This window comes from Marinobacter sp. MBR-105 (assembly GCF_053628895.1).
In genome coordinates this window covers 106,541-119,896 of the sequence record NZ_JBRJHG010000008.1, presented here as the reverse complement: position 1 = coordinate 119,896, position 13,356 = coordinate 106,541, and the positions used below count along the sequence as shown (strand labels likewise).

The 13,356-nt window shown below is 58.3% G+C and carries 10 protein-coding genes; 3 read left to right on the top strand and 7 right to left on the bottom strand.

Annotated features, from left to right (window positions below; translation table 11 throughout):
• Nucleotides 1-9: 9 nt before the first annotated feature.
• From ACSSVV_RS11145 to ACSSVV_RS11120, 6 genes are read right to left on the bottom strand one after another with little or no spacing between them, the layout of a single operon-like run.
• Entirely contained in the window at nt 10-3,720 is a 3,711-nt protein-coding gene (locus ACSSVV_RS11145) for a YhdP family phospholipid transporter (protein ID WP_454106243.1), read from the bottom strand.
• A gap of 37 nt (nt 3,721-3,757) precedes the next feature.
• Nucleotides 3,758-5,239, bottom strand: coding sequence for a ribonuclease G (rng, locus tag ACSSVV_RS11140; protein WP_454106242.1), 1,482 nt, complete (start codon nt 5,237-5,239; stop codon nt 3,758-3,760).
• The gene (locus ACSSVV_RS11135; RefSeq protein WP_454106241.1) at nt 5,236-5,838 is read right to left on the bottom strand and encodes a Maf family protein; all 603 of its coding nucleotides are present in this window, start codon (nt 5,836-5,838) and stop codon (nt 5,236-5,238) included. The genes rng and ACSSVV_RS11135 overlap by 4 nt, the downstream gene beginning before the upstream one ends.
• 4 nt (nt 5,839-5,842) lie before the next feature.
• The gene (mreD, locus tag ACSSVV_RS11130) at nt 5,843-6,319 is read right to left on the bottom strand and encodes a rod shape-determining protein MreD (protein ID WP_011786171.1); all 477 of its coding nucleotides are present in this window, start codon (nt 6,317-6,319) and stop codon (nt 5,843-5,845) included.
• A complete protein-coding gene (mreC, locus tag ACSSVV_RS11125) occupies nt 6,319-7,185 on the bottom strand; it encodes a rod shape-determining protein MreC (RefSeq protein WP_454106293.1) in 867 nt (288 codons plus the stop codon). The genes mreD and mreC overlap by 1 nt, the downstream gene beginning before the upstream one ends.
• A gap of 29 nt (nt 7,186-7,214) precedes the next feature.
• Nucleotides 7,215-8,258: a rod shape-determining protein gene (locus ACSSVV_RS11120; RefSeq protein WP_011786173.1), complete on the bottom strand. Its 1,044-nt coding sequence runs from the start codon at nt 8,256-8,258 to the stop codon at nt 7,215-7,217.
• 392 nt (nt 8,259-8,650) lie between these two features.
• Here ACSSVV_RS11120 and gatC point away from each other — a divergent pair, with 392 nt between their 5' ends.
• The 3 genes from gatC to gatB are packed head-to-tail and all read left to right on the top strand — an operon-like array spanning nt 8,651 to nt 11,903.
• A complete protein-coding gene (gene gatC, locus ACSSVV_RS11115) occupies nt 8,651-8,938 on the top strand; it encodes an Asp-tRNA(Asn)/Glu-tRNA(Gln) amidotransferase subunit GatC (protein ID WP_014422114.1) in 288 nt (95 codons plus the stop codon).
• 33 nt (nt 8,939-8,971) lie between these two features.
• Entirely contained in the window at nt 8,972-10,429 is a 1,458-nt protein-coding gene (gene gatA, locus ACSSVV_RS11110) for an Asp-tRNA(Asn)/Glu-tRNA(Gln) amidotransferase subunit GatA (RefSeq protein WP_454106240.1), read from the top strand.
• A gap of 22 nt (nt 10,430-10,451) precedes the next feature.
• Complete coding sequence (gene gatB / locus ACSSVV_RS11105) at nt 10,452-11,903, top strand: Asp-tRNA(Asn)/Glu-tRNA(Gln) amidotransferase subunit GatB (RefSeq protein WP_454106239.1); 1,452 nt, start codon at nt 10,452-10,454, stop codon at nt 11,901-11,903.
• Between the two features lie 410 nt (nt 11,904-12,313).
• Here gatB and ACSSVV_RS11100 read toward each other — a convergent pair whose 3' ends face one another.
• Nucleotides 12,314-13,261, bottom strand: coding sequence for a LysR family transcriptional regulator (locus ACSSVV_RS11100; RefSeq protein ID WP_113880018.1), 948 nt, complete (start codon nt 13,259-13,261; stop codon nt 12,314-12,316).
• Nucleotides 13,262-13,356: the final 95 nt, after the last annotated feature.

The window sequence follows — 13,356 nt, the reverse complement described above, 5'->3', positions numbered from 1 at the left end:
ATGGCCTCCTTACTCACCGGTATCGAACACGCCCCGCAGATCCACTTCCGGATTGCTCCAGGTTCCTGTGACACTGTACGTGGCACTGGTCAGTTTGCTCAACGGGTCGCCCAGAATTTTATCGAGCACGAACAAGGCGCCGCCGATGGGGGCGCTCGCCCCCATCAGTATGGCAGCCAGGGGCAGATTCTGTGTCACGGGTAGTACCAGTACCAGGCGCATATCCAACGTTTCTTCGGCCATGTTGGTATTGCCACTGAGTTTGAACGCGCCGGACGGACCCACCAGTTGCAGTTCCGGATCCATGGTCACCAGGCCATTTATGATGTTGGCTTTACCGGAAATGGCGTCAAAGGCGACGCCCCGTTCGTACAGATCCGAGAAGTCCAGCCGCAACCTGCGCCAGAGCGTATCAGTGTTCAGCAGGTTGAAGATCCGGAACAATTGCGCCGAATTGCTCTGCTCCATGATCATGCCGTCGTCCAGGCGGGCACTGACCGTGCCGCTTATCTTGCTGAGAGCAATGTTGTTCGGGCTTCCCGGCCAATCCAGATCCAGTTCAACCGCCGTTTCTTCGTTGGTCATCGGAATGGTGCTGCCAGTCAGCGCTTCCAGATCCTTAAGGGCCCCGCCCTCCAGCTTACCAGTAAACCGGGTCGTTTCCCGGTCATCCACAATGCTCCAGGTCATATCGCCGGACAACACCAGGGATCCAAGCCGGCCTTCCACCTCCTGTACACGCAACCGATAGGGTTCAGGGCGCAGCTTGAAACGCCAGCTTCCCGCAGACTCGCCGTCCAGCCGGAGATCCGAGATTCTGGCATTAATGTCGGGCCAATTTCCCATATCCAGCTCCCTGAACGCCTGCAACTGCTCCTCAAGAGTCAGAAATTCGTTGTCCTGCTCTGCGGCACTGGCCTCCCGCACCAGGCGCAGGGTTGCAAAGTCGGCCTCTACCGTGCCTCCTTCTCTGGGTAACACCACCCTGCCCCGGGCCCGATCCGAGTCGGTATGAACGACCCACCGGTCCTCCAGCTCAAGCGCATCAATGGTGATATTGGTCAGGTGGTGAGCGCCCAGATTCAGATGCCCGAACACCAGTTCGAAGCCCGTCTCCTTAAAACGGAGTTCAGCATCCAGACGATCCTGCCATTGCGCAGCGATCGCCACGCCTTCGCTCTGGAACGGATCAACCCGGACCGACAGGGGGGTTCGCTCGCGCGCGGTCTTTGCCAGTGGTTTGGGCCAATCCACCTGCAGACCTTCAAGGTCTGAAAACAGGGAAATCACCGGCTCGCTGGCACCGCCTAACTCCAGCTCTGCGGTGTAGACAAGCTCTCCGGCAAGCCCGCGCGCCGCATCGTTAGCCAGGCCAAAGGCCGCCAGGGAGTCTGGCAGCTTCAGACCACCTTGCTGGCGTATCAGCATGGCATCGCCGGCCTCCGCGGTGGAAAAAACGACACTGACCGGTTGATCGAAAAAACGGGCAGTGACCGGTGGCCCGGAAAACCCATCAACACTGTCGTAAGTCACGTCGGCCCGAATATTCTGCCAGCGAAGTCCCGCATCCGGTAACCAGAATCCGGCATTGTCGGTTTTTACCTGCGCCGTAACCCGGGTGTCCTGCCCTTGCGATAGCGGTAGCTCCAGCCCAAGGTCCAGCTCAAATTCCCCCTCATAACGGGCCCGGGTGTTACCGTATCCCAACAATTCCCCTAACGGAGTATTGGTCAGCCACCAGGGTATTCTCTCTGCCGGAACCGTCGACGCGGCATCTACGCGCACCAGCGTGCCAGTTTCCCCATCTCCGGGAAGGACCCGAACACTGGCGTTTTCCAGCTCCAACCCACCGATCTCGCCCCGAGCGAGCGCTACCCGGGTGTCGGCATTCTGGATCTCGACCCGCCCGCTGGCCTGCTCCACAGCGGGCCAGCGCTGGTCGTATCGAATCCTGGCGTTATCGAATTCATACCACATGGAGGAAACAAACGATCCAGACGGCGCGGCGGAATCGATACGGCCGTGGCCATAGTACTGCCCCCGGATACCGGCCTCCGGAATACTGTTGGTAAGCCATTCGTAAAGCCCTTCGCCCACAGCATTCGCCGGCACGAAATCCGCCAGCATATCGGCATTGCCGCCTTCTACGCCGACGCTCAAACCAAGATTGTCCTCCCCGTATCGATCCAGCCGCAGGTCAAAGGCGCCGCTTAACCGGGTATCTGAGCGATAGATAAACTCCAGATCATCGGAGAATACCCTGGTGATCCCTCCTTCCAGGGTCCAGGCGACGGTTCCGGATAGAGAGTCCAGCATCCAGTCAGTGTTGAACAACTGCGGAAAGCCCAGCATGATGGGTTCTGGTGTATCCAGGGTCACCCTGCCGCTGTCTGGATTCATCTGGATAAAGCCATATAGCCCCTCGGCGCGGGGAGCGCCAGACCAGGCCCGCACCCCGAACTCCCGCAATCTGGCACTTAACGAGAACCGGGAGCCCTGCTCTGGCAGAGTAAACAACATATCGTCCAGAAAACCCGCAGGCTGATAATGCTCCAGCGCCTCGCTGGCGGCATCCGGCAGCAGCTCCAGGGCCTGAACCAATCGCCGCAAAGGCTTGAGCGGCAGTGAGTCTGCCACCAGCTTAAGCTCATCCTGACCGTCTTCGATGCGAACACTGAACGGCAGAACCTGATCGCCGATCCAGTCCCAGCGAAGCTTCTGCAAACGTAGGGCCTCCCCCCGCCGCCAACCGAAGTGAGCCTGAATATCTTCAAGAGGCGCCAGAGATTCACGGTTAACACCTAACTGAAGATAGGGGGTGCGAACCTGGCCCTGAACCTGCTGCAGCTCGCCATCCTCAAAGCTTAGCCAGGCACTGCCCCCCAGATCGAAGCCTTCAACCCGTATGCCTCGCCAGTTCAGATCATCAATCAGGCCGTCGAACAGTCGACCGGAATCCACATCCAGGTAGAGTTGACCGGTAAACTCACCCCTGAAAAACCGCTGTCCTACCAGAGCAAAACTGGCCAGCTGTGTGGTCGTACCGCTCTGCATGGCCCGGCCTGCGGCCTGGAACAAGCCGCCCTGGTAGGACAGATCAAGCTGTGGAATATCCAGAAAACGCAGGTTCTGCCGGCTTGGGCCCAGCGCCAGGCTGACCCGTGTCACCCGGACTTCCGGATTCGACAACCAGCGGCCAGCCAGGCGAATCCACTCCTGGAGTTCCGGCGCACCCGGCTCGGCCAGCTCCGCAATCTCTTCGACCGGATTGATAAACGGATCCTCGGTAGGGCGCACCACCGTTAACGCCAGACCGTCAGCGTCAAAATTGCGGAACACCAGGCGGAAGCGGAACAGGGAGGCAAAAAAATCGAGCCGCAATTCCAGGTGCTCAAGTTCCGCGGCAATGCGGTCTGAATCCGGAGAATTGATGGTGATGTCTTTGGCGGTAATGGAAGGATCCAGCCAATACCATTGGGAGGATAAACGGCCAACAGACACATCCAGGCCTGTGGCTTCGGAGAGCGAAGCCGCCAGTTCATCAGAAAAGCTGTTGATATCAGAGGTGAGCTGGCGACCGACACCAACATAGAGTGCGAATAACACCAGCAGCGTCAGGATGGACCACCAGACCACACTGGCAAAGACCGCCAACCCGCGGGCAACCAGACCGCGCTCATCCTCGGCTGGTTGCGAACTGTCCGGCTCGCGGATCGACATAAGACTCAGCTCCCTGCAACGCCCTGCTGCTCAGGTGTCAGAGCAAAACAACGTCGTACTGTTCCTGGCTGTAGAAAGGCTCAACCTGGAAGCGAATGGTTTTACTGATAAAGGTTTCAAGGTCTGCCACGTTATCTGACTCTTCATCCAGCAGGCGGTCCACCACCTTCTGGGACGCCATCACCAGATAATTTTCGGCTTCATAGGCCCGGTTAACGCGCAGGATTTCCCGGAAGATTTCGTAGCACACGGTTTCGGCGGTTTTCAGGAACCCCCGGCCATCACAGATCGGGCACGGCTCGCACAGAACCTGGCCCAAGCTTTCTGTGGTGCGTTTTCGGGTCATCTCCACCAGGCCCAGCTCGGAAACGCCGGTAATCTTGGTTTTGGCGTGATCCCGTTCCAGCATCTTCTCCAGCATCCGATGCACCTGGCGCTGGTGTTCGGGATCTTCCATGTCGATAAAGTCGATGATGATGATCCCGCCCAGATTCCGCAGCCGAAGCTGACGACTGATCGACCGGGCGGCTTCCAGATTGGTTTTGAAGATGGTCTCTTCCAGATTGCGGTGGCCCACAAAGGCACCGGTGTTGATGTCGATGGTCGTCATCGCTTCGGTCTGATCGATGATCACATAGCCACCGGATTTGAGCTGAACCTTGCGGCTCAGGGCTTTCTGGATTTCATCTTCAACCGAATACAGGTCAAAGATAGGCCGCTCACCGGGGTAGTACTCCACCTTGTCGGCAAACTCAGTGACGAACTCTTTGACAAACTCCATTACCCGCTGATAGCTCTCGCGACTATCAATACGCACTTTTTCAGTTTGCGGTCGGATCAGATCCCGGATGGTGCGAATAAACAACGGCAAATCCTGATAGACCACTGAGGGTGCCGGCGCTTTGGCAATGCGCTCCTGGATCGACTGGCTGAGCCGGTGCAGGTAGGTCATATCCGCAATCAGGTCTTCGGCTGAGGCAGCCTCCGCCGCGGTGCGGATGATATAGCCACCCTGCACATCATCATGTTCCGCTGCGCCTTCCTCAATCAGGGATTTCAGCCGCGCGCGCTCATTATCATCTTCAATGCGCTGGGAAATCCCGACATGGCAAACGCCTGGCATGAACACCAGATAACGGGACGGAATGGAAAGCTGGGTGGTGAGTCGCGCGCCCTTGGTACCAATCGGATCCTTGGTTACCTGCACCACCAGGGACTGCCCTTCCCGTAACAGGGTACGGATATCCGGTACAGTCCTGGGGGCATCCGACGGTTCGTCGCCAGACGCCTGGCCACTGACGACATCGGATGCATGAATGAAGGCCGCCCGTTCCAGGCCGATGTCCACGAACGCCGCTTCCATGCCGGGCAGCACCCGAACCACCTTGCCCTTGTAGATGTTGCCAACAATCCCCTTGCGACTGGTGCGCTCGATATAGGCTTCCTGCAACATGCCGTTTTCAACGAGGGCCACCCGGGTTTCTACCGGAGTCACGTTGATCAGGATCTCTTCACTCATGCTTGGCTCTCCTTACTGCATGGCCAGTGGCGCCAGACAGGGTCGCCGGCATTTGCCAATAACTCTGCGGTTTCCTGCAAGGGCAAACCCACCACAGCGCTGTAGCTGCCCTTGAGTTCCTGAACAAAGATACCACCAAGTCCCTGAATTCCGTAGCTTCCCGCCTTGTCCATGGGTTCACCGGTAGCGACGTAGGCAAGGATTTCGGCCTCTGAGAGCTCCCGAAAGCTGACATCGGTGACCACCACCAATGACCGACACGTCTGCTCCTGCGCCAGAGCGATCGCGGTCATCACCTGATGGGTTCTTCCAGATAACCGGCGCAACATCTCACAAGCCTGAGTATCGGACTCCGGTTTCCCAAGAATCTCTCCGTCTACAACAACAGAGGTGTCAGACCCCAGTACCCGGGCACCCGGAGCTCCACCGGCAACACAAGAGGCTTTCTCCCGGGCCAGGCGCTCAACATAGTGCTGAGCCGATTCACCCGGTTGCGGAGTCTCGTCTATCTCGGCGGGCGCCACCTGAAAGTCAGCACCGATCTGTCTCAGCAACTCAGCCCGGCGCGGTGATGCCGAGGCCAGAATGAGGCAGCTCATACAGTTATCCCAGTTTACGGTTGATTGTGTCCAGTACGCCACTGACCACAGGCCAGGCCAGAGCGCTCGTCAAGGCTGGCCACAAGTAGCTGAAACCGGCGCTTTCAGCACCTAGTAACTGTTTCACGAAATGTACCAGCATCTGGTTGATGCCCAATAACAGAAACACCATCAGGCACTGCTGAGGCAGCGGATACATCCGCAACCGCTGGTGAATGGTCAGAACCAGAAAGGCGATCAGGGCCATGCCCATGGCATTCACGCCCAGCGGGGTAGACTCGAGAATATCCAGTAACAACCCCAGGCACCAGGCCATCAGAATGCCAAACTGGGCCGGGGCGCGGAAGGTCCAGTAGAAGACAATCAGTCCGAGCCACTCCGGGCGAAACTGAAACCAGTCCACCGGGAACAGGGAGATACTCAGCACCAACGATAACACCACGGTGATGGCGAACAGCGGATAACTGATGACAGACAACATCAGTTTGCCTCCTCGTTATCCGGGGCCGCCTGCCCATTTTCGGGCACCGAGCGCTCTTCCGGCTGAAACACGATCAGCACCAGCCGGCTCTGGTTGAGGCGGGCTTTCGGCGCGGCCTGAATGGTCACAAAAGGCTCCCCCGGCTCTTTCTCGATCGAGCTGACCTCAGCCACCGGATAACCTCTGGGGAAGCGCCCGCCAAGGCCGGAGCTCACCAACATGTCGCCCTCGCGGATATCGGCAGTATCTGGTACGTGAACCAGATCCAGTTCATCGGTTTCGCCGTTGCCCAACAAAATCGAACGCAGACCGTTACGTACCACCTCAACAGGAACGGCGTGACTGCTGTCGGACACCAGGAGGACACGGGAGGTGAACTGGCTGGTCTGGATCACCTGGCCCATCAGGCCCTCTGCGTCCAGTACCGCCTGACCAGTCGTGACACCATCACTCTCGCCTTTGTTAATGATGATCTCGTGGGAGAACGGATCCGGGGAGACCCCCACCACTTCGCCCACAATGACCCGGTCATCCAGTACTTCGGAAGAATTCAGCAGCCGGCGCAGCTCGTTATTCTCCGACGCCAGAGCCGCGTACTTGAGAGCACGGCGTTCCAGAATCAGCAGTCGGGTTTTGAGCTCTTCGTTCTCCTGCTGCAGATCATCACGGCTGACAAACAGGCCGGAAAACCAGTCGGCAAAGGAATATGGGGCATTGCCAAGCCAGTACACCGGAGCCAGCCCGGTGGCAAGAGTGCTGCGGACGGTGGTGAGCTTGTCAAAACGGGCATCGGCAGCGATTAACGCTGCCGATAACAGAACGACGAGAAACAGCCGGAAACCGGGTACCGGTCCCTGGACAAATATGGTCTTAATGGCTTAGCCCTCCCACGGGGTTACCCCTCCTGGGAGAACATTCCGATGCCACCGCGATCAATCACTTCCAGGGCTTTACCGCCGCCACGGGCTACGCAGGTCAGCGGATCTTCCGCAATAATGACCGGCAGGCCGGTCTCTTCGCTGATGAGCTTGTCCAGGCCCCGCAGCAACGCTCCGCCACCGGTCAGCACAATGCCGCGCTCAGCGATGTCGGAGGCCAGCTCAGGCGGAGACTGTTCCAGGGCGCTCTTCACGGTCTGGACGATCTGGGCCAGGGATTCCTGAAGCGCGTCGAGAATTTCTTCGCTGTTCAGGGTGAAGGCCCGGGGCACACCTTCAGCCAGGTTGCGACCACGAACGTCGATTTCTCGCACTTCAAGGCCTTCATAGGCACAGCCGATTTCATGCTTGATACGCTCGGCTGTGGAATCGCCGATCAGGCTGCCGTAGTTGCGACGGACGTAAGTAACGATGGCTTCGTCGAACTTGTCGCCACCAACCCGGACGGATTCGGCATAGACGATGCCATTCAGGGAGATAATGGCGATCTCGGTGGTACCGCCACCGATGTCGACAATCATGGAGCCGCTGGCTTCTTCCACCGGCAGGCCGGCACCAATGGCGGCCGCCATGGGTTCTTCGATCAGGAACACCTCGCGGGCGCCTGCACCCAGGGCCGATTCGCGGATGGCCTTGCGCTCTACCTGGGTAGATTTGCTGGGCACACACACGAGTACGCGGGGGCTCGGGGTAATGAAACTGTTTTCGTGCACTTTGTGAATAAAGTGCTGGAGCATTTTTTCGGTCACGACGAAGTCGGCGATCACACCATCTTTCATGGGACGGATGGCGGTAATATTGCCCGGGGTGCGGCCCAACATGCGTTTGGCTTCGGACCCGACGGCAGCGACCATTTTCTGGGAGTTATTGGTACGGATGGCCACGACAGAGGGTTCGTTAAGTACAATGCCGCGTTCGCGCACGTAGATAAGGGTGTTGGCGGTGCCCAGGTCGATGGACAGGTCGCTTGAGAATAAGCCTCGGAGTCTTTTGATTAACATTCGTGTTGTTTCAACCTGAGAGTTGCGGTTGCAGAAAAGAATGCGGCAACTTTAGCAGTGAGCACCTACTCAGGCAAGGCGCCATCGGGGCTTCGGGGCTTACCATTCTCACATTTTATGGCTTTAGACGGGGCCAATGTTGCGCGCGGTTCTGGTAATATGTCGGGCTTTGTTGTCGCCAGGGTTCCGCGCGCAGTTAACCGTGGAGCATGGCTGCTTGTGAGGATGGCTTTCCAAAACACGCTCCTTCGGCACATCCCTGTGTCGCTTGAGCTCCGCCATCCATGGCTTCGCACAGTTTTGGAAAGCCATCCTCACAAGCATCCCCATACGTTATTCCTGGCTTCTAACCTGACATTAAATTGTTTTCACACACGCTTTTTGGAGGCAACGTGAGCATTTCCCGCGAGGACATCGAGAAAGTTGCCGTGCTCGCCCGCATCAAAGTGGACGGCGAGCAGGTTTCGGCTCTGGAGAAGGATCTGGGCAATATCCTGGACCTGGTGGATCAGTTGAGTGCCGCGGATACCGATTCGGTGGAGCCCATGGCCCATCCGCTGGATGCGGTGCAGAAGCTGCGGCCGGATGTGGTTACCGAAACCAATCAGCGGGAGGCGTTCCAGGCGATTGCGCCGGCTACCGAGGATGGGTTGTATCTGGTGCCCAGGGTTATCGAGTGATTTGGTCGTCCATCAGAGATTTCGGGATTTATCATGCATAACAAGTCTGTAGCAGAGCTTTCCAGAGAGCTGGAGAGTGGCAGGATTTCGAGTGTGGAGCTGACTCAGCAGTTCCTGGACCGTCTGAAAACGGAAGACGGCAAGTACAACAGTTTTATTACCATCTCAGACGAGCAGGCGCTGGCTGAGGCGAAGGCCGCTGATGAGATGCGCGCAGCCGGTAAGGCCACGGTGTGGACCGGGGTGCCCTTTGCTCACAAGGATATCTTCTGCACCAGCGGCATTCGCACCAGTTGCGGGTCGAAAATGCTGGATAATTTTGTGCCTCCCTACGACGCGACCGTGACGGCTAACTTCAAGGCGGCTGGCGCGGTGTGCCTTGGCAAGACCAACATGGACGAGTTCGCCATGGGCTCGTCTAACGAGTCCAGTTTTTATGGCGCCGTGACCAACCCCTGGGGCCTGTCCGGTGGTGACAAGCGGGTACCAGGTGGTTCATCCGGTGGTTCTGCGGCTGCGGTAGCGGCACGACTGGTGCCGGCGGCGACGGGCACGGATACCGGTGGCTCAATCCGTCAGCCGGCGGCATTGTGCGGCATCACCGGTTTGAAGCCGACCTATGGCCGGGTATCCCGGTACGGGATGATTGCCTTTGCCTCTTCCCTGGATCAGGGCGGGCCGATGGCGCGCACGGCAGAAGATGCCGCGCTGATGTTGAATGTGATGGCGGGGCACGATCCGAAGGACTCCACCTGCATTGACCGGGAAGTACCGGATTACACGACCACCCTGAACGAGCCGCTGAAGGGCCTGAAGATTGGCCTGCCGAAGGAATACTTCAGTGACCAGCTGGCTCCGGCTATGGAAGAGCAGGTTCGTAACGCCATTCGCGAGTATGAAAAGCTGGGCGCGACGGTGAAGGAGGTTTCCTTGCCAAACGCGAAGCTGGCCATCGCAGCGTATTACGTGATCGCTCCGGCGGAGGCGTCCGCCAACCTGTCCCGGTTTGACGGCGTGCGCTATGGCTACCGCTGCGAAGACCCGAAAGACCTGATGGACATGTACACCCGCACCCGGGCGGAAGGCTTCGGCAACGAGGTGAAGCGCCGGATTCTGGTGGGTTCCTATGCCCTGTCCGCCGGTTATTTCGATGCCTATTACCTGAAGGCCCAGAAGGTGCGCCGCCTGATCCAGCAGGATTTCATCAATGCGTTCAAGGAAGTGGACGTGCTGATGAGCCCGGTGTCGCCAACGCCGGCGTTCAAGCAGGGCGAGAAGAACACCGATCCGGTGTCCATGTACCTGGAAGACGTGTTCACCATCGCCATTAACCTTGCAGGCATTCCGGCCATGTCGGTTCCGGCCGGGTTTGTCGACGGCTTGCCGGTGGGGCTGCAGATTATCGGGGATTACTTCTCCGAAGCGCGCCTGCTGAACGCCGCCCATCAGTTCCAGCAGGTGACCGACTGGCACCAGCGTGAACCTCAATAAGCCCGGATTAGGAGACGAACACATGCAGTGGGATATCGTGATCGGGCTGGAAATTCACGTTCAGCTCGCCACCCAGACCAAGATTTTCTCCGGCTCCAGCACCGCTTACGGTGCCGAGCCCAACACCCAGGCCAACGCGGTTGACCTGGCGATGCCCGGCACCCTGCCGGTACCCAACGAACAGGCGTTCCGCTACGCGGTAATGTTCGGCCTGGCCACCAACGCAGAAATCGGCCGTCGCTCGGTGTTCGAGCGCAAGAACTACTTCTACCCGGACCTGCCCAAGGGCTACCAGACCACCCAGCTGGCCCAGCCCATCGTTGGCCCCGGCTACGTCGACATCGACCTGGCCGATGGCAGCACCAAGCGCGTGCGCATTCACCACGCCCACCTGGAAGAGGACGCCGGTAAATCCCTGCACGAGGATTATCATGGCATGACCGGCATCGACCTGAACCGCGCCGGCACCCCGCTGATCGAGGTGGTGACCGAGCCGGATATGACCAGCGCCGAGGAAGCCGTGGCTTTTGCCAAAAAGCTGCACAGCATCGTCACTTCACTGGGCATCTGCGACGGCGATATGTCCCAGGGCTCCATGCGCTTTGACGTCAACATCTCTCTGAAGCCAAAAGGCTCTGACACCCTGGGCACCCGCACCGAGACCAAGAACCTGAACTCGTTCCGGTTCATGGAACAGGCCATCGCCCACGAGGTGGAGCGGCAGATGGATATCCTGGAAGACGGCGGCGTGATTGTGCAGGAAACCCGCCTGTACAACGGTGACCGGGACGAGTCCCGCTCGATGCGCACCAAGGAAGAAGCCAACGACTATCGCTACTTCCCCTGCCCGGACCTGCTGCCGGTGGAAATCGACGATGCCTTCATCGAAGACGCCCGCAGCCGCCTGCCGGAACTGCCGGACGCTCGCAGGGCGCGTTTCAAGGAGCAATACGGCCTGAACGACTATGACGCCGGCATCCTGTCTGCCGACGCCAAACTGGCTGCATTCTTCGAAGAAACCGTGGAACACGGCAAAGATGCCAAGCTGGCCGCCAACTGGATTCAGGGCGAGTTCTCCGCTCGCCTGAATGCGGAGGAGAAGTCCGTCGCCGAGGCGCCGATTACCGGCGCACAACTGGGCGCCATGGTGACCCGCATCGCCGATAACACACTGTCCTCCGCCGGTGCCAAGAAGGTGTTCGACGCGCTATGGACGGGCGAAAACAACGATGTCGATGCCATTATCGAAGCCAAGGGCCTGAAGCAGGTGTCGGATACCGGCGCTCTGGAAACCATGGTGGATGAGGTGCTGGCCGGCATGCCGGATCAGGTGGCTCAATACCAGAACGAGGAAGATCCGAAGAAGCGCAAGAAGATGCTTGGCGGCTTCATGGGCCCTCTGATGAAGGCTTCCAAGGGCCAGGGTAATCCCAAGCTGTTCAATGAGATTCTCGTTCGCAAGCTGGACGGCTAGACCTCTAACCAGGTTGGGGCCCGCTATCTGGGCCCTAGCCTGCCGATTTTGGTGCGGGCAGGATTTGGGCTTCCTTCCCAAAAACCGCTACAAGCACTTCCATGTGCGCTTCTCTCCGGCCATCCATGGCCTCCGAAATTTTTGGGAAGGAAGCCCAAACCCTGCCGATCAAACGTGTTTGCAGCACGCTCGGAAAAACAATGCTCAAAGGGCCCCGCAACATCAAGTCAGTACGAAGGCTTGCGAGACGTTGATGAGCCACAGCGGGAGACGCCTCCCAAAAATTTGTGGAGCCAGGGATGGCGGAACAGAAGCGTCACACGGATGTGCCGAAGGAGCGTTTTTTGGGATGCGTCTCCCGCTGTGGCTAACTCCAGACTCAGAAGGCTGGGCGAAGGAGAACACCAACATTAAGAAGCGAGCCGCCGAAACACCCGTTCAAACTGCGCAATATTTTGCTGGATGTAATCAATAAAGGCCTGCATGGCCGGCGTCGGATGCCGGGCCTGAGGGTAGACCACACACCAGCTACGGCGCAAGGGGAACCCGGTTATGTTGAGGGCATGAAGCGAGCCCAGCGCCAGCTCTGAAACGACACTGAGCTTCGGCACCACCGCCACTCCGAGCCCCGCCAATACCGCGTGTTTTACCGCATCGTTCGAACCCAGTTCCATGGCGGATTCCATTTTCAAACGGTGCTGCTGGCAATAAACCTCCAGCGCCAGACGACTGCCGGAACCGGGCTCACGGGTCAGAAGCTGGTTCTTCAGAAACTCCCCGGCACTGACAGACTGCAGATTTAGCAGTGGGTGGCCATCAGGAACAATCGGAATCAACTCGTTATCCAGAAAGGGAAACGAGGTCAGCGGCCGGTCTGGAGGAACCATCCCCATAATGACCAGATCGCCGCTGTTATCGCTCAGCCGTTCCAGGGCAGCCGCCCGGTTGACCACTGCGACCGAAACATTCACTTGCGGGTTAATCTGCAGAAACGACCGCAAAAGATAAGGCACCACATACTGCGCGGTATTGACCGCCACCAGCTTGAGATCCCCCGCCACGCGACCTTCCAGCGCCGCCATCCGGTTCTGCATGTCCGTCAACTCGCGAAACACCGAGCCTACGCAAGCTGCCATCTCCTCGCCAGCGGCGGTGCAATACAGCTTCCTGCCCACGTACTCAAACATAGGCATCCCAACTGCCTGCTCCAGATGACGCATCTGGCTGGATACGGCGGGCTGGGTCAGTCCAAGCAGATCACCGGCCTTGCTGTAGCTTTTCAGATCGTAAACGGCCTTGAACACCTGCAGCTGCCGAAATGTAAGGCGGCTAGCCAGTTTCTGGACACTTAATGGCACAGGTTCTCCCGACTCACCTATTCATAAGTCATTACTTATATATAACCCAAATAATATCAATTTTAACTCATCAGTTGCCATCGTTAGGCTTTTAA